This is a genomic window from Vibrio sp. AND4, from assembly GCF_000171815.1.
GTDB lineage: Bacteria > Pseudomonadota > Gammaproteobacteria > Enterobacterales > Vibrionaceae > Vibrio.
Genome location: NZ_ABGR01000019.1, coordinates 1 through 17,005, shown reverse-complemented (window position 1 = coordinate 17,005; position 17,005 = coordinate 1). Strand labels below are relative to the sequence as shown.

Sequence of the window (17,005 nt, the reverse complement as noted above, 5' to 3'; positions counted from 1 at the left end):
CACTGGAGCTTAGGTCGGAACGAGGCCAAGGAAAGATAGAAATTTCATAAATTGATTTTTTACCCGTGGCTGTTTTAGCTCGAAAGTTCCCTATTCCACCTCAGTGCGAATTACTACTCAAAATTATGCGTTATTTTGCGGTCTAATCTCTCATTATTCTAGATAACCTACTGATTATCAATGGAACTACGGTAATAAACACCGCATTATAGGACGATGAAGGACGGCTAAAAGTAGTATAGAAAGCGTTAAGCATCTAGGTGTGTATCCGCTCTCTGAGTAGTGATAAAATATGCAACTTAGGTCAATCAATGAGGGAATTGAATGTTTGATGTTTTGTTGTACCCAAGTTCCATGGGTGAACTTGAAATAAAAACGCTACAGAAAAATGGTGAAACACTATTCTTGCTGCCTGATGTAATTCGAGTGATTTCAAAGGAATCGCAACACATCGATGGTAAGTCTACTTCGGATCAAACTTCATTTTTAAGAGCTTGTTTGTCTTCCCTTGAGGATGATGAGCGCTTTATGGAAAGCATTATTGAAAATGGTATCGAGCGAACGGACTATTTTGTTAGTGAGCCTGGTGTCTACCGAGTTGCTCTTCAGTCCAATAGCTCTGGTGCTAAGAAGTTCCAGAATTGGGTCATAAAGGAAGTTATGCCATCAATCAGAAAATATGGCATTTACCCACCACCAGAAGTTTCTGATGACGATCTAATCCTTCAATTAGCTGATCAACAAGCTAAACAATCGCAGCTCTTGAGCCAGTTTATTCGCAATTCAAAAGAAAAGTTCGAGAAACTGGACGAAAAAGTGGGTGAGCAGAGTAATACGATTAAAGGGCAAAGTAAAAAAATTCAATCATTGGGTGAACGTTTAGTTACGGTTGAATCCGCTAATTTACCTAAATATGAGTTCTACGATGTGGCTGATGTTTTGGCTTCTCTCAACATCTCCATAAATGAACTCAACTATGTAATCGCACTTTGCGAGAAAATCGCTTCTGAAAAGGGTTTTAATTATCTACCTTCTTTCAACTGTATTCGTGAAGAGCAGCGCTTCCCAATGCCTGTAATAGAATTAGCTCTTACTTATGCTCGTCTTTCACCGAGTGGTGAAGAAGACGCTTAACAATCTGTTTAAGATTGGTCGCAATGCGTAGCATTTTCACTATACGTTGGTTTTGGTGTTTAAGGCGGTATGCGGCGGCTCTTGTATTGCGTTGCTCACACCTTTAAAGGGCGTTATGGTGCCCTCAAAAGAGGATTGTAAATGAGTTATTTAATCAACAGAAAAAAATACGATGCCGAGACTAAAAGTCTAACTAACTATTTTAATCAAGTATTTGGGATACTTGTTTTCACGATATCACTGACTTGTTTGAGTTTTCCAAACCCTCAAAAGGCTGCACTATTTTCATTCCCCATTATATTGGCTCTATTTGGCTTAGCTCCAAAAGTTAAGGAAATAAGACTTGTTCGAACCTTGATCAAGGAGCACGATGATGAGGATGAAAAGAAAGTGCTTGAACAAGAACTTCAAGGGTTCATCAAAGCCGATAGTGGATTCTTAAAGTCTTTAAGACAAGTCCCAGTTTATTATTACGGAGTAATGTTCTATCTTGCGGTGTTAGCCTCAGAAGATTTTGGCGTATGGTTTCGAACATAGCACCATACAAACTGTTTAAGGGTGATTCGCAACGCGTGGCATTTTTACTATGCGTTGGTTTTAGTGGTTAAGGTGGTATGCAGAAGCTTCGTTATTGCGTGCCTCACACCTTAATGCGGTGTTATGTGGACGGAGGTTAAATGTTCTTACCCATTGAAATAAAAACAAGTTTTTTGGGTAAATCTTTAGTTTACTCTATTCCTCTAGAAGATGAGACGAATGCCTACATGCGTATCGACTTTGGTAATGAGTGTAAAGATGAACGCTATATTGTATGGGTTGATAGTGCAAAGTTTTTAGCACTTTGCAAACAAGATCCCATCAGTGCAGAACCTAGAATTTTATCCGAGACGTATGAGCAAGATCGAAAATTTCATAAGGCTGTTAAAGGGTTTTCTTATGGTCAAGGCAACCCTGTTCCTTTGGCTAAAGTTGTGTGCAAAACAAAAATAGTTAAAAAGTATGAGTATAAAAAAAGATTTCTTTTACCCGATAAGGTAATTGGTTTCAAAGAAGAAACCCTAGTGTACAGTGGCTTTATTGACGGTATAACAAGAACTATGTGGTTACTTTCTAAATGCGCTAGCTTCTTTCCTGTCCATTGCCGGAGCAATGATGGAGCCCGTCTGTTGTATGATAATTGTGGTGTCGGCGAGTTTAGCTCTCTTCAGAAACTCGTAGATAAGTACACATAATAAATGTTTAAGACTCAAAATACATTTTCTAATGTTCAAGGAAAGAGTTAGAGCTTCAACCCTAACTTACTTTTGTCCAAAAACAATTTAGAATATTTGGTCTAACTAATTGCTGCCCAAAAGCTTCTCGGGCTGATTGTTACCCTTGTGTAGCCAGCTCACTTTTAATCTTTCGCATCTTACTTGCTGGTATTTTTAAAAAACTTACCCATCTAGAGGGTATAAAATCCAGTCTTTAACCCTCTAAATAACTTTTTTTATAGTGATTCCGTAGCTATTCTTTATGCAACATTGTTTACATTATTTCAGCAATGTACAGTAGTGATGAAAGTGAAAATTTTGATTAATCTAAACAATAGGAAAGGCTTTAAACTTATGTCGTGTAGTGATCTTAGTAGTGTTCGTTTTGGTTCCGACAGCAGAAATGCGATTGAAGAAATAAGAGAATTGCAAGATATGGCCAAAGCACTCTCTGTTTTTATTGGTGCATCAGCAATGCTTGATATCTTCGGCGGTAACGGTGTAATTGGAGCGTCATACAAAATATACACAACTGATTTTCAATTACTAGACCAAGCTATGAGATCATCTAATCCACTGCTGGTACGTAGGGTGGAAGACATTTCAGCAAGAATGTATATGAAACCATCGTTAACATATCAAGAAAAAATGTTTTGGAGGTGTATGTACAATGCGATGCGCTAAGCTATCAGCTTGTTTAATGTTGATTACTATGTCTTCTGGTATATTTGCTGACGAACGACTAGATAAATACTACGCGAAAGTCGAAGAATGCATAGGTTTTGAAAAAGCCAAGCCTGATTTAACCACAAAGTTGGTATCTCTCAAAGATATGGAATATCTTCCTTTAATTCGTAGCTTGAGAATAGAATCTTGTTCAAAGTTAGAAGAGCTGAACTACATTGGAAACATGAATGAATCTGACTTAAAAACAACGCTCTCTGTTTATAACGAAATGGATTCGGCGAAGCTTACAGAGGAAGAATTGGTTTTTATAAAAGAACTCGATAAACGCCTTCAAAACTACAATCTAGAGACTGATTTATTGCTCATATACGAAAAGTTGAAAGTAGAACAAAAGAAGTGAAGTAACAAGAAGCATAATACAAGAGGTGGTTTTAACCACCTTTTCTTCGCATGGTATTAGAGAAGGAAATATAAACGCTAGATAAGAGGTAGAAGGTAGCCCTATGAACAAGCTACCAATTCTGGCATTTGTCGGAAGGTCCACAAAAAGAAATAAGCCTATAGCGTACAAAAAGAATATTACGCTAATCAATATATTATCTATTTCCATTTCTATTTGTTTCCAGAACAAAAAAACTATTAAAAATGGTAAAAAAATGAGTTCCATTTATATCTCCCCTTCATATAAAAGATTATTGTATCACTATTTAATTACTAATTTAGTAAAATCGCTGGCAAGCCATTATCCAACTTTTAGTTAGCTGGTGAAGGTCGGTCATGGGGGTAATGATAATTTTCCAAAGCTTCTCATTTTGAACTTTTATCCATGGTACTTTCAAGCTAGAAAGTGTCAAAATATGAGTTATTGGTCATAAACAACTCGTTTAAGTATGCACCCACACGCTTAACAATATTATCTCTGCAAACTCTGCTTTATTGTGTTGTGTTCTTTCGCCCACTTTCTCAACCTCTGGAAGTGGGCTTTTTCACTTTCCCATACCTCAAGTTATTCATGTTTTGCTAATATTTAAATTCCCGAAACTCATTTGTGTCCAAAAACTCGCTAAACCGCGGCAGCCTCCCCATCATTAATCAACTTACGTTCCATTTCTTTATTTTCAATGTTTTTAAAATAATCATTTAAAACAACAACTTAAATTAACACATTAAACATTAAGGTGCCAAATCAACCAATACTCCCCAACCTATCACTTGCGCTGAGGACTCTTTTTACCCATAATAACACTGTATATATAAACAGTATTATTTATGGACGTTATTCCTATTTCAGCCCGTGCTGGCATCACTGGCTTTGAATCACCAGCTGCGGAGTACCGCCAACTCTCGCTCGATTTGGATGAGTTATTGATAGAGCATCCCAGCGCGACTTTTTTGGGCCGGGCAAGCGGGGACTCGATGCAAGGCGTGGGGATTTTCGATGGCGATATTCTGATTGTCGATCGCCATGTAACTTTGAGTAATATGGATGTGATTGTCGCTAATCTAAACGGCGAGTTCGTTTGTAAGCTGATTGATATCAAGCATCGTCAGCTGCTTTCTGCTCACCCTAACCATGTGCCGGTTCTGGTGCAGGATTGTGATATTTTCACGGTTGAGGGCGTCGTCATACGTTCGATACGCTGTCACCGAGCCAGTCATTTGTTGGGACAGGCGTAATGTTCGCCCTGGTTGATGCCAACGCGTTTTACTGTAGCGCAGAGCAAGTCTTCCGCCCGGAATGGCGTGGTAAGCCTATCGTGGTACTTTCCAATAACGATGGTTGCGTGGTCGCCGCGAACCGCCAAGCCAAAGAGTGCGGGATCGAGAAATTTAAGCCCTACTTTCAGATGAAGGCACTGTGCGAGAAGCGCGGCGTTATTGCCCTCTCCTCTAACTATGAGCTATACGCAGACTTGTCGAGCAAGATGATGGCGGTCATTGGCCGATTTGCCCCAGAGCAGCACATCTACTCTATTGACGAATCTTTCCTCTCTTTTGAGCGAACCGCAGCGGCGATCCCGTGTCTTCGTGAGCATGGCCAAACACTCAGAAAGTCGGTGTGGCGTGAATGCCGGTTACCCGTTTGTGTCGGGATGGGGCCGACGTTAACTCTGGCCAAAATCGCCAACCATGCCGCCAAGAAGATCGCTGGGTTTAATGGGGTGTGCGTGCTCGATACTTTAGTGGAACGAGAACGCGTCCTCGCTCAGCTCTCAGTAAGTGATGTGTGGGGCGTCGGCAAACGGCTCACTACCCACCTAAAGCAACTAGGTGTTGTTGCTCGCATTTATAAATCCAAAATCTCGCACTCATAAGTTTTTTCCTGCCCACAATAAGTGACGCTATAAAAATCGCGTTGACCACAATATCTGACCGTATCCGGCGGGTTGCCCACATTAGGTGATTCTATAACCGTCTGTTGCCCACATTATTTGAAACTGTAGTTGTAAGTGTTTCTGAACGAAGATCCATGATTTAGCTAACTATTAGGTGATATGCCGAGAACAGTACTCCGTTTAAGTCATGCCAACTTAGCCACAACCCTATCAATGGATACATTTCACCAGCCATACCTTGACCACCTGATAACAAAGTTGCATAAGCAAGATTACAATAATAGATACACTGTGTTTACATTACTGGACTGGTTAGGGATATTCATATTCGCTTTCACATGCTGTGATTGCTTAACGTATTGAATATAAGGATTAATGCAATGGAAAACGTACTAGCAAATGTTGACGACTTCTTCGCCGTTGAAAACCGCTCAATGATGGGCGGCTGGACCATTGAACGCAACGATTCAAGCGAATCCAATGTTTCAGAGTTCTTCTCTGAAGAAAACCGCTCAATGATGGGTGGCTGGACTATTGAACGCGAAGTGGAAAGCCAAAAGTAATTGCTATTGCGGGAAGTGGCTTAAATGCCACTTCTTCAACGAGGAGTAAGAATGATTTTTCTAAGTCTCTCTCATGCCAATGAGAATATTGAGAAGCTATCCAAAGCGGTGCTTAAAGAGCAGTTTGATGCCTCTAGACCGATCAAAGAAATGTACGCCAAGGCGGTATCCACAATTAGAGGAATGGAGTGCTCGGCCAACATATCAGTACAGTTCCATGATACTCAAATTGCGAAAGAAGCCATAAGACAGGGGGTTTTCTCTGAAGCTGCCGATATTGACGAGAAAATATCCCTACAGTCAAAAGAGTACAGGGACCACTGCCTCTCTTTGTATGAAGAGGCGCTTGCCTTGATTAACGAAAAGTCCACGGATCTCTACAATCTCGTTCAGGCCGTAACCACCGATGTGGTGTTCGTCTACTCACCCAGAATTGGCGGAGGCACCGGCTCGCACCTGCCCGGAGTCATATGTATCAGTATTGGCGATGACTGGACGGCAATGGACGTCGCTAATACGCTGATTCACGAAGCTACGCATCTGAACGTCTTTATCTGCGACATGGTCAATAAAATATTCTCAAAGCCTGCCTCAGAGTTGGATAAAGATGAATACAGGGTTCTTTCTGCTGTCCGAGTTGGGGATATGAGACCCTTAGACAAGGCTATCCATTCTGCATTTGTCACCGTACCTCTTCTGTATTTTGAAAGCTTGGTTGGGAAAGATGACATGATGCAGGAGTTTACAAATTCACTTGATGACTGTGTCAACGGTGTCGTAGATAAAATAGACACATTCACCCCTTATGGGAAGCAACTTGTCGAGGATCTGGACCACTTCAATCGTCAGAGAGACTTTTCACTTGTAGAGAAATCATTCGCATAGTTGAGGCTGTAAAATGGTTGATTCCAAGGCTATAAAAAGCCACAGGCTGTCTGGCGGAATGAGTATATCTCTACTGTGCTTTCTTGCAGCCGTATTTCTAGGGATTCTTGCAGAATCCTTTGTTATTTTTTCTATCCCACTAATTGTCCTAGAACTGACAGGAAGTGCGTCCTATGCGGGATTGGCTTTCATGTTAGAGTGGATACCAGCGATTGTGATGTATCCGATATCTGGATTGATCGCTGACAGGGTCGGGCCAAAGAAAACTCTGGCAATTTCTTCTTTGGCTAGGTTTGCAATCATCGCGGCATCCAGCTTTCTTATATATAACTACTCCAACCTCTCATTGGGTATCATACTGGGCTGTGCGTTTGGCCTTTCCTTCCTGTTGCCTTTCAGCAGGGTTGGCGCCGAGAAGAATGTTGCCATTCTGAAAGAAGACAACAATGTATCCATTGTCCACTCTTATGTTCAGTCCAGTGAACTTCTGGCCTGGACACTTGGACCAGCTCTTGCGGCATACGCTTCCACCTCATTTGAACTCGTGGAGGTTCTGGCAATTGCAGGCGCAATATTCCTGATGAGCTTTGTTGCCATTACATTCCATCGGGTAAAGAGTGTCGAATCCCACCCTGTAACAGAAAAGGCTGGGCTTTGGTTTGGAGTGTCTTACATACTCCAACGCAAGCCATTGCTCTATTTGGCAGTATTGAATTGCTTCATAAACTTTCTTTTTGCTGTTGTGATTTCGTCACATGCAGCAATCATCACAGGTGTATTTGAGTTGAGTGAGGAATACTACGGGATACTAAACTTTATTGGTGGTGCTTTTGGTTTCGCCAATCTGTTCGTTATACCGTTCCTGATCAAGAGAATGTCAATGATGTCATTTTCGATTGTAGGACTTACATTGCTTGCCATCGGTTTTCTTGTCCTTTCTATGACCTCGGAGTTCGTTGTTTATGTCATGGGTTTTGCTGCGTCAATGGTAGGCATTACCCTGTTTAACATATTCAATAAGACTCTCAGAACCACCATCATTGAACAAGAGAATGTCGGGAAGGTAATGGGGGTGTTCTACCTCATCAATATTCTGATGCTTCCAGTTGGCGGTTTGGTCATATTCCTGTTTGCCGATATGATAGGGAACCAACCAATAATATCATTTACGACAATCCTTCTTGTTCCAATGTGCCTGTTGCTTTCATTGCGAGCGAACAAAGGGTTTGACTAGCCACTTTGCAAGGCCTCACCTCTGCATACGGGGTGAGGCGTGGAAGCAAGCATAACAAAGTCCAATAACAGTTATAGAATACCCAGCTTGTGTGTCTCCCGGTTGAACTCTTCAGTCCGCCCTGCAGACAACTGACCTTTCAGGTAAGCCCGGACTTCGCTGCGGCGGGCATTGAGGTGATCGCAGAGTACGCCGACACCGTACCCCTCTCTGGCCAGACGCGGCTCCAGGGTATCCAAATCCGGCGAAAGGACCGATTCCACAATCTCTCGGTTGACCGGTTTGGTTCCAGTGTTGTGTCCTTTGGCCAGAGCCTGTGACAGATAGTGAGTGATTTGCAGCGGGGTTATCAGCCTCTCTGCCAGCAGGGTGACGGCATCCGGGGTAATGATGTCACCGGGAGAGACCTTCTCCCTGCTGCACTTGTCCAGTACCCACTCAATGTAGAGGGGCTTCTGGCTTCCCGGCCCTTCGAGACTGAAGACCTTGGTCCTGGCTCCGACTTCTTCCATGGCGGGCTTGCGAAGCTCGTTTCCCAGCTTGGGGTACCCGACGGCCGATGTCACGCAGATCACCAAGGTGGTCTCTGAGCTAACCCACTCGCTCTTTTCTGAGGGGGTGCGCTTTTACAAAGTGGGCGTTGGTCTGTTGGATTTGGTTAATGGGCGGCAAGAGCAAGTGGATTTGTTTAACCCAACCCCAAACAATACGCCGCTGATGTCGGTGTTTGATGGTCTGAATCAACGTTATGGCCAGAATACGATGTTTTTGGGGGCGCAAGGCATAGAGCAAAAGTGGCAAATGCGACGTCAGATGTTAACGCCACAGTACACAACAGCTTGGGGTGATTTACCTCAGGTTAAGTGCTGAGCCTTTGATCATAAACTGCGCTTCTCTATGGTTCTAAGCAAAACAACCCCCATTGTCCCCAAAAAATAGCCCCACTCTACGGCGGGGCTAAGTATTAATCTTGATTGACCTTCTCCGAGACGAGTTGGATGATCTCATCATACATCTCAGCAGGAAACGGCTGAGTTTAATCTTCAATCCGCATCTATCGCTACTGCGAGAAGCCCTAGCGAATTGGTTCTTGTCCTCAAAGTTGAACTTAACTGAGCGAATCAGCCCCTCTTGTTCTAGTGAGAGGGAAAGTCGTTCGTGTACGAGATGTACTTGCGTGTAAGAAATAACTAAGAAGCAGAGAGGTAGGGCGCCTGTCCTTTGTGTTTGGTACCACTACGTTATGCCAAGCATATTATTAAGTGTGCTCATTCAGATCTAATCTGCCTGATTGAAAAGGTTAACTGGCACTAACGATTTTGCTTTATATCGTAACGGATTTGCTTGCCTACGTTCTTTAGTTGAACTCCTGCCTGATCAAACGCCTTTTGGATGGCTGTTGAGACATGCTGCTGGCCCTCACCCAATAAAAAGTCTGCTCTGTCTTGCTCCGTTTCGAACACACAAACAATTTCTAAGCTATGCGGAAAGGAGGAAAATTTAACGGTATGACTCACCCAAAGAAAACCATCGTAACCTTTTAACGTGTCTTCACAAACTTCAGTCAAAACACTTCTAATTAGATTCTCGACCTTCTTATCTGATTTTCGCATGAAGCAAACTTCCTATTTGACGCCCTTAAAAAGGTTTATTTTGCATGGTCTTAAACGATATTGATCACTTGAATTGAGCCAACACCAAACCAATTTCTTGCTCTGATATCCAACTGATTGACATTCAGCGCTCAACCATACCGCTCTGCTGATAAATAGAAAAAGGGGGAAGTTGTTAAAAACTTCCCCCTTTCCAGTAGGTGTTTGGTCGGACTGAGAGGATTTGAACCTCCGACCCCCGACACCCCATGACGGTGCGCTACCAAGCTGCGCTACAGTCCGATTGGCATAATCTAATGACTTTTTCCAAACTCGTCAACTGAACTCTTTCATGATAGAAAGTGCCGCACGTTGCGAATCGGACTTACAGTGTTTGTACGACCTATCTAATGTGAGCAACTTTAGTGCGAGAAACACTGCCTTGTGACTGTTCCCCATTTATGGTCTTGATAAACGTCTTCAACATAGTTACCCGAGGTATAATCGCCCACAACGTCTCGCCAAAAACTGATGGCATGCTCCGCACCCGCTACCTGCTTAATCTCCCAAGAACCACCAAGTCGTTCGAACAAGCTGGAGATAAAACGTTTCCCCACTTTATTCTTTCGGAAACACGGTAATACGTAAAAGTCACAAATTTCGTAAGCATTTGGAGATTTCTCGTCTATCGCTGTTAATGCTGCAGGGAGACCGTCTAAGTAAAGTAAATAACCTGACACTGAACCACTGAGCTGAGGGTATATCTCAAACAAACCATTCTCATTCGGTTTGTCATTAATAATTCGAGAAAACTCTGCACCGTACCCTTGGTAAAGATTGGCGTATACATGTGCGTTACTGTCATCAACTCTCACTATATTCATCATGTCCTCTCCATGATTATTGAACTTTGATTATTATACTATCGCTTGTCCGATTTCGAGAAAATAATGCCATGCTAAAGTGAACTTCGAATCGATGCCTAACGCAAGATTAAGCAGTGAGTGGCCACCTAATTGGAGCTGATAAAATGCTTCTCATCTCCAATGGAAAACAAAAAGATTAGACGGCTTCAATTTTCCACTTAAGCTCAGAACTGGCCGTTTTAGGGTCGCGACTTGATTTCCAATTTTCTTCAATAGTTACACCACGGCCTTTTTCTACCGTAACATTATCTATCTTTACATCATTTGGGGACTTTCTTATCATAATGAGCGCGTACACAGCGGAATCAGGAGTGACTTCTACTTCATCTGAATCAATGCTTTTTCCATTTGAATCATAAACTTTGCTCTCGATTCGATGCAAAAACCGGATCGAGGAAATGCGCGCTCTGATTGTGAATCCGATTTAAATTCAAACATCTGATGAGCAGTAGCCCTGCCTTGAATCAGCTTACCGATAAGATCACCATTACTGCTTATCTATAACGCGGACTCACAACCTTGGCTCACATACTTTATTCACATATCTTGTTTTTAGTCCAACCGGGTAATAAAGGTCTGCTCGTCATCGACAAAAGCCACAAAACCACCGTGATAGATAAACACTCGTCCACGCCCCTCAACTAAACAAGCGAGCTGTGGGTTTAACTCTTCTTCGTTATCTCGGCCTTGAAACGTTCCAGTGTCAGTAACTAGGCCACTGAGTGAGGGTAAATATCCATACTTGCGCTTGGCTTGATCAATCAGATTCAATTCACAGTCAGTAGAGAAACAGCCGGGGATCGCCCCTGCCTCTTCGATAAAAATCGTTTTTATTTCTTCAAAGGCAGTGATTACAAGCCAGTCGATGCCGTTAACATGGTGGATAAACATAGAGGTTCTCGCTAATTCTGATAGTGAGATTTTATCACTATCAGGGGGGAACTTAGTAGAGTTTTAGACGCCAGAACGGCACTAAGGTGATGAAGAATTAAATAAGGCACATAGGGGAAGTATAACCAGAGCCTAAAGCTAGACTCTGGTCTAAAACGTTAAACCAGCTCGGCTAGCATCTCACTGCTGTATGGCGTTATATCCACACCTTGTTTTACTTTTTCAATGTAATCTGGATTGGCAATAAATGGGCGGCCAATAGCGACGAGATCAAAGCGACCTTGAGATATCGCCTCACTACCTGTCTGCGCAGTATACCCACCCACACCCATCAACGTTTTACTGTAGTGACGGCGTACAAAGTCAGTTGCATTGCCCTCAAGGTAGTCAAACTCCAAGCTATCGTCGAATAACCCTAGGTGTAAATAAGCCAACTCTCGCTGCTCTAATTGTGCTAGGAAATACGTAAATACCTCACCATCGCGCTCATCCCCAGCCATGTTGAAGTATGCCCCCGGCGAAATACGTAATGCGGTTTTATGCCAACCAATAGCATCAGCGATCGCATCAACAACAGCCAATGGGAAACAGGTCATGTTTTCTGGTGTTTGACCATACTCATCAGTACGTTTGTTGGCATCGTGATGAAGGAATTGATCGATTAAATAGCCATTTGCGCCATGGATTTCAACGCCATCAAAACCAGCTTCGATAGCATTACGGGCCGCAGTTGCGAAATCTGCGACCAATTGAGAAATCTCTTCGCGAGTGACAGGTTTAGGCGTAACGTAAGTCAGATCGCGCATACGAGGAACAGTTCCGTCGACACGCTCTGGCGAAGGCGCTAATACATCACCACCAAAAAAGTGAGGATGCGCCACTCGGCCTGTGTGCCACAGTTGGGCAAAGATTTTACCGCCATTGGCGTGTACCGCATCGGTCACTTTTTTCCAACCAGCGATTTGTTCTGCGTTAAAAAGTCCGGGAGTATTCGGGTACCCTTGACCGTCTGGACGAATGATAGTGGCTTCACTAATAATCAGCCCTGTTTGTGATCGTTTGGCGTAATAATCAGCCATTGCTTTTGTTGGCACTAGATTGTCGTCGGCCATACAGCGCGTGAGTGGTGCCATTGCGATGCGGTTGCTCAGCGTTATAGTGTCGTTTAGGGCGAACGATTGAAATAAGTTGTCAGTCATTGGTGAGCTCTCTTAGTTGAATGCCCATTCAAGATAGATGTTATTGAACGATCATTCAAGTAGTTTTTGAATAAACGTTCAATATAAATTACAATGGCGCATCAAGTAGTTAGAGATTATGAGAATGCGAAGCGCTGAATTTGATAAAGAACAAGTACTTAGAGCAGCAATTGCCGCTTTTGTCAGCAAGGGCTACAACAAGACAAGCATGCAGGACTTAAAAAAAGCGACGGGGCTCCACCCTGGTTCCATCTATTGCGCATTCGAAAATAAACAAGGGCTTTTAATTGCTGCACTTGAGCAATATAACAAAGACCGCACTGGTGAATTTTCCGATTACTTTAGGGGTAAAAAGACAATACTTGCGGGTTTAAAAAGCTACCTAATGCAAACTGTGACTAATTGCGCCTCAAGCGGCCCAGAGCGTGTGTGTTTCTCGCAACAGGCGCTGAGTGAACTGACCGAGCAAGCACCTGCCGTAGAAGCGGTAATTGCTAAAAACATGGCAGATTGGCAGGATGGTTTTGTTAACGTGTTCGAACGAGCGCAAGCTGCTGGCGAAGTTGATAATTCACGCACACCGAAACAACGAACTCATAGTCTAATGATGGGAATTTATGGTTTGCGCACTTTCGCCCACACTCATCCAACAACGGATATCTTAGAAGAATTAGCGCAGCAATTATTTGAAGACGTCTGCCGATAACGCCATGCGCTGTTGGGAGGTTTTCCGCCGAATAGCGAAGAAAAGTTCAAGCCGATACTTTAAAAAAACAATGCCGCTCACCTAGGTGAACGGCATTGTAAATAAACACTGGCTTGAAGCCAAAGCTAAATCAATAAGAAATTATTGAGCTGCTTCTTCTGTTTGGTATTGGAATGCTGGAACAACAACTTCTACACGACGGTTCTGTTCACGACCTTTGCGAGTTTCGTTGCTAGCAACTGGGTTAGCTTCACCCATACCTTTAACCGTCATACGGTCTGCCGCAATACCTTCAGCTTGGAAGTGCTCAGCAACGGCTTGCGCACGCTTCTCTGTTAGCTGTTGGTTGTAAGCTGCAGCACCAGTTGTGTCACTGTAACCGTTGATTTCAACTTGCGCTTGTGGGTAAGTGTTCATTAGCTCAACAGTGCCGTTGAACGCAGAAGCGTCTTGAAGCTTCGCACTTTCTAGGCCGAATTGTACTGTTGTAGTTTGAGCTGGGTACTCCTGGTCAACGATGTTAGTCGCTGGGCGAGTTTCAACAACTTCTTGAACAACTGGCTCAGAACCGAACTTGTAGTTGAAACCAATACCGAAGAAGTCAGCATCCATGTCGTCGATGATGTCATCAGACATGTCTTGGTAACGTTGGTACTCAGCGCGTAGGCTCCAGTTGTAATTGATTTGGTATTCAGCACCTAGAGAGCCAGTTGGTACGAAATCTTTCTCGTCACCAGCCATCATGTATGCTGCACCTACTTTAGCGAATAGGTTCCAAGAATCTGTTACTGGTAGGTTAAACTTAGGAGCAAGAGTTAGTGCCCATAGGTCACCATCAACTGTGTTTAGGCCAGCTTTATTGAAGTTAGCAGTGAAGTTACCCAAGTAATCAACACCGTATTCTGCAGCAACGTACTCGTTGAAGTTGTAACCGATGTGCATGCCAGCAGCAAAGCTATCATCATCACACGGTGCATTAAGGTGACATGCATCGTTAAGAGCATTGTAACCTAGCTTACCGCCGACATAAGTATCAGCAAGAGCAACATTCGACATTACGCCACCAGCTAGAACGGTAGCCACTGCAATAGCGATTTTTTTCATTATTTTTACCTTTAATGCGAAGGTGACCCGACTACTCTCTTACCACCTTAAAGCGGTCATCACGACAGTCAGTCCCTACACTGTTTTAAGTGATTACAAATTACGTCAACAATCTGAACTGATTCGTTCTGACGAGGTCTTACACTTAGATTCTTCATGGAGCATTGAATAAAATACTCAATCGAAGGCTTCAAAATTTGAGCACAGTGCTCTATCAGTGCATGAACAAACAGAGTTAAATTCACAAAGCACCGTCATCTCACAAAGCGCTTGATGGCAAAGCAAGATTATCTCGGTTGATTTGCACACAACTTAGCGGCTAAAAGAAACTTTTAGATACTATGCCTGCATAAAGACCGGATACATGTGGTTTGTAAATGATTGAGTTCAGAAACTTTTGTGACGAAAATCCCAAAAGCGACTTTAACAGAACAAGCATGCCCATCATAAATTAGATTTATTGTTGTTCGAATTACTTTTTCTAATCAATGCCTATATAAGCACCAGAAACTGAAGGATTTTTGTTTTAGCTGACAGAAAAATTGACACAAACCAGACATAAAGCAATAAAAACACTGACAAAACACACAGCTCGCGAAGTGCGAACTGTGCGTAAAATGGCTTAAATCCTATCTGAAACCGCCAGCGTTGCTGCCAAAACATGTTGGCCAAACAACACACTACGCTCTGGCGACCAGCCGTAAAGTGGATCTGGATGGTTGTTATTATCTTTAAATGGCATCTCTATGGTATAGGACAAGCACTTGAATTGCTCCGCTACCCAGTTAGAACCAACCGTCAGGTTCGCTTTACCAGGCTCATCTTTGTCATAACCTACCTCGTCTTGGAATTCTGGTGTAATAGTCAGAAGTGCTTGTTTAAACAGGTTCTCTAACTCAGCCATCTCTTTATCATACGAAGGAATACCTTCTGAACCCGCCACGAAGTTGTAAGGAAGTGCCTCGTCCCCGTGAATATCAAGGAACATATCCACGCCCGTTTTTAGCATGTGCTCACGTACTAGGAATACTTCAGGGCTCTTTTCCATTGATGGCGTTTGCCACTCACGATTCAGGTTTACACCTGCGGCGTTAGTACGCAAATGGCCACGAATACCACCATCTGGATTCATGTTTGGCACCACGTAAAGTACTGCTTTTTCAAGTAATGCTCGCGCCACTGTATCGTTTTCATCTAGCAGACGTTGGATCATACCTTCCATAAACCACTCCGCCATTGTCTCACCAGGGTGCTGACGCGCAATCATCCAAATTTTCTTTTTGCCTTCTTCTGGCTCACCAAACGTCAGTAAGCTCATGTCGTTACCGTCTAATGTGTGGCCCAGAGTTTCAAGCTGGCAGTGGTGCGCGCTTTGTGCCGTGTGTAACAGGTCTAAGTGGCGATCGTAGGTATAAGGTGCAAAATACGCAAAGTAGATAGAACTGCGTTCTGGGATAACAGTGAAAGTCAACGTATCGCCATCAAACTCTGCAGGAACGCGAAACCACTCTTCACGATCGTAAGACGCAACCACATCGTAACCTTGCCAACCCTCTGGGTAAGCCGATTTCGCGAGATCGAGTAGTTTGATTGTATGTGGTTGCTCGGCTCTTGTCTCAAGACGAAAATGGAACCACTGATAGAATTCCGACATGTTGTCCTTCGGAATTTTGAGTTGGATATCGTTTTTGTCGTCCGCTTTCACTACGTGAATGCTGCCGCTATCGAAGTTACTAAATACTTTCATTCTATTACTCACTTTTGCATCTGCGCTTGGAAGATTGAGGCTAACTTGAAGTGTTATAGGTACCTCTAACACTTCACCCTTCCCTATCCGTCTCAACCCAAGCATTTTGTCTAAATCTTTAGGGCAGAGTGTTCTGTCTCAAGTTTACTGAGGTTTAATCACGCTTTGTCAGCTAACCCGTAAATAGTCAAACACAACCATTTTCAAACCATAATTAAGTTTAACAGATACCGCTCAAAACAAATCCTGACACATCCATACTAAGTCTTACAATAAATTTTGCGACTTTCCTTTAGAATTCCGATCGGAAAAGAACGGTGTTCAAAATCATCTCCATCCATTCTTGCGTGACATAGTACAGTTCTCTTTTGCCTCAAATTTGCTTTTTATATCAAACGCTCACGCATTTATTTAATAGAACCGAACATCTGGAAATGAGTTTAGAGTGAAATAACCATGAATAAATCCATCCTTGACCACTGCAGAACTATCTATTCTGATGAGTATGCTGAATCTTATAGTCCAATTTGGACCTACCGCGTGAAATTCATCGCACGTGCTTTATTCTATCGGAAATCATTTAGGTATCTCGCAGACAACATCGACACATCCTTGTTAGAACTTCTTTGTACACGCACACACCGCTTCTTAGAAAAACCATTTCGTCCCTACATTATAAAGAATGGACCGGCTTTCGAACGTTCGTCGCTTGTTGTAGAGCATTACAACTCGGTATCAGACTTAATTC

The 17,005-nt window shown here is 43.0% G+C and carries 19 protein-coding genes, 1 tRNA gene and 2 pseudogenes; 13 read left to right on the top strand and 9 right to left on the bottom strand.

Annotated features, from left to right (window positions below; genetic code table 11):
• Window positions 1-324: 324 nt before the first annotated feature.
• The 10 genes and pseudogenes from AND4_RS14815 (at window position 325) to AND4_RS14770 (ending at window position 8,092) form a co-directional block, all read left to right on the top strand.
• On the top strand, window positions 325-1,134 hold the full coding sequence (locus AND4_RS14815; RefSeq protein ID WP_009843789.1) for a Bro-N domain-containing protein: 810 nt from the start codon (window positions 325-327) through the stop codon (window positions 1,132-1,134).
• Between the two features lie 141 nt (window positions 1,135-1,275).
• Window positions 1,276-1,671, top strand: a complete 396-nt coding sequence (locus tag AND4_RS14810) for a hypothetical protein (RefSeq protein ID WP_009843788.1) — start codon at window positions 1,276-1,278, stop codon at window positions 1,669-1,671.
• Between the two features lie 140 nt (window positions 1,672-1,811).
• Window positions 1,812-2,366, top strand: coding sequence for a hypothetical protein (locus tag AND4_RS14805; RefSeq protein ID WP_009843787.1), 555 nt, complete (start codon window positions 1,812-1,814; stop codon window positions 2,364-2,366).
• Between the two features lie 324 nt (window positions 2,367-2,690).
• A complete protein-coding gene (locus AND4_RS14800) occupies window positions 2,691-3,071 on the top strand; it encodes a hypothetical protein (RefSeq protein WP_009843786.1) in 381 nt (126 codons plus the stop codon).
• Window positions 3,058-3,474, top strand: a complete 417-nt coding sequence (locus AND4_RS14795) for a hypothetical protein (protein ID WP_009843785.1) — start codon at window positions 3,058-3,060, stop codon at window positions 3,472-3,474. The genes AND4_RS14800 and AND4_RS14795 overlap by 14 nt, the downstream gene beginning before the upstream one ends.
• A gap of 869 nt (window positions 3,475-4,343) precedes the next feature.
• Window positions 4,344-4,751: a translesion error-prone DNA polymerase V autoproteolytic subunit gene (umuD, locus tag AND4_RS14790; RefSeq protein ID WP_009843784.1), complete on the top strand. Its 408-nt coding sequence runs from the start codon at window positions 4,344-4,346 to the stop codon at window positions 4,749-4,751.
• Window positions 4,751-5,350, top strand: a pseudogene (locus tag AND4_RS14785) (DNA polymerase V subunit UmuC); the annotation flags it as partial. The gene umuD and the pseudogene AND4_RS14785, both read left to right, overlap by 1 nt.
• Before the next feature lie 440 nt (window positions 5,351-5,790).
• Window positions 5,791-5,973 carry a hypothetical protein gene (locus tag AND4_RS14780; RefSeq protein WP_009843782.1) on the top strand — a complete coding sequence of 61 codons (183 nt, stop codon included), beginning with the start codon at window positions 5,791-5,793 and terminating at the stop codon, window positions 5,971-5,973.
• A gap of 51 nt (window positions 5,974-6,024) precedes the next feature.
• Window positions 6,025-6,858, top strand: coding sequence for an HEXXH motif-containing putative peptide modification protein (locus AND4_RS14775; RefSeq protein ID WP_009843781.1), 834 nt, complete (start codon window positions 6,025-6,027; stop codon window positions 6,856-6,858).
• Between the two features lie 13 nt (window positions 6,859-6,871).
• A complete protein-coding gene (locus AND4_RS14770; RefSeq protein ID WP_009843780.1) occupies window positions 6,872-8,092 on the top strand; it encodes an MFS transporter in 1,221 nt (406 codons plus the stop codon).
• Between the two features lie 71 nt (window positions 8,093-8,163).
• Here the strand turns inward: AND4_RS14770 and AND4_RS14765 are convergent, their stop codons facing one another.
• On the bottom strand, window positions 8,164-8,604 hold the full coding sequence (locus AND4_RS14765; protein ID WP_009843779.1) for a hypothetical protein: 441 nt from the start codon (window positions 8,602-8,604) through the stop codon (window positions 8,164-8,166).
• A gap of 34 nt (window positions 8,605-8,638) precedes the next feature.
• Here AND4_RS14765 and AND4_RS14760 point away from each other — a divergent pair.
• Window positions 8,639-8,962, top strand: a pseudogene (locus tag AND4_RS14760) (DUF4113 domain-containing protein); the annotation flags it as partial.
• A gap of 440 nt (window positions 8,963-9,402) precedes the next feature.
• On the opposite strand, the gene AND4_RS14755 reads toward AND4_RS14760, so the two are convergent.
• From AND4_RS14755 to AND4_RS14730, 6 genes are all read right to left on the bottom strand, one after another.
• Window positions 9,403-9,705: a hypothetical protein gene (locus AND4_RS14755; protein ID WP_009843777.1), complete on the bottom strand. Its 303-nt coding sequence runs from the start codon at window positions 9,703-9,705 to the stop codon at window positions 9,403-9,405.
• Window positions 9,706-9,910: 205 nt separating this feature from the next.
• Window positions 9,911-9,987 (bottom strand) — tRNA-Pro (locus tag AND4_RS14750).
• A gap of 119 nt (window positions 9,988-10,106) precedes the next feature.
• Window positions 10,107-10,568, bottom strand: coding sequence for a hypothetical protein (locus tag AND4_RS14745; RefSeq protein ID WP_009843776.1), 462 nt, complete (start codon window positions 10,566-10,568; stop codon window positions 10,107-10,109).
• 178 nt (window positions 10,569-10,746) lie between these two features.
• Window positions 10,747-10,893: a hypothetical protein gene (locus tag AND4_RS20295; RefSeq protein WP_186004056.1), complete on the bottom strand. Its 147-nt coding sequence runs from the start codon at window positions 10,891-10,893 to the stop codon at window positions 10,747-10,749.
• 269 nt (window positions 10,894-11,162) lie between these two features.
• Window positions 11,163-11,501 (bottom strand): hypothetical protein, encoded by a 339-nt coding sequence (locus AND4_RS14735; RefSeq protein WP_009843774.1) that lies wholly within the window; start codon window positions 11,499-11,501, stop codon window positions 11,163-11,165.
• Window positions 11,502-11,659: 158 nt separating this feature from the next.
• Window positions 11,660-12,700 carry an alkene reductase gene (locus AND4_RS14730; RefSeq protein WP_009843773.1) on the bottom strand — a complete coding sequence of 347 codons (1,041 nt, stop codon included), beginning with the start codon at window positions 12,698-12,700 and terminating at the stop codon, window positions 11,660-11,662.
• A gap of 124 nt (window positions 12,701-12,824) precedes the next feature.
• On the opposite strand from AND4_RS14730, the gene AND4_RS14725 reads away from it, so the two are divergent.
• Complete coding sequence (locus AND4_RS14725) at window positions 12,825-13,406, top strand: TetR/AcrR family transcriptional regulator (protein WP_009843772.1); 582 nt, start codon at window positions 12,825-12,827, stop codon at window positions 13,404-13,406.
• 141 nt (window positions 13,407-13,547) lie between these two features.
• Here the strand turns inward: AND4_RS14725 and AND4_RS14720 are convergent, their stop codons facing one another.
• Together AND4_RS14720 and AND4_RS14715 are read right to left on the bottom strand one after the other, a co-directional pair.
• On the bottom strand, window positions 13,548-14,510 hold the full coding sequence (locus AND4_RS14720) for an outer membrane beta-barrel protein (RefSeq protein WP_009843771.1): 963 nt from the start codon (window positions 14,508-14,510) through the stop codon (window positions 13,548-13,550).
• A 622-nt stretch (window positions 14,511-15,132) separates the two neighbouring features.
• Window positions 15,133-16,257, bottom strand: coding sequence for a M14-type cytosolic carboxypeptidase (locus tag AND4_RS14715; protein WP_009843770.1), 1,125 nt, complete (start codon window positions 16,255-16,257; stop codon window positions 15,133-15,135).
• 456 nt (window positions 16,258-16,713) lie between these two features.
• Here AND4_RS14715 and AND4_RS19630 point away from each other — a divergent pair.
• On the top strand, window positions 16,714-17,005 hold a 292-nt coding region (locus AND4_RS19630), incomplete at its 3' end, for a DUF535 family protein (RefSeq protein WP_186004055.1).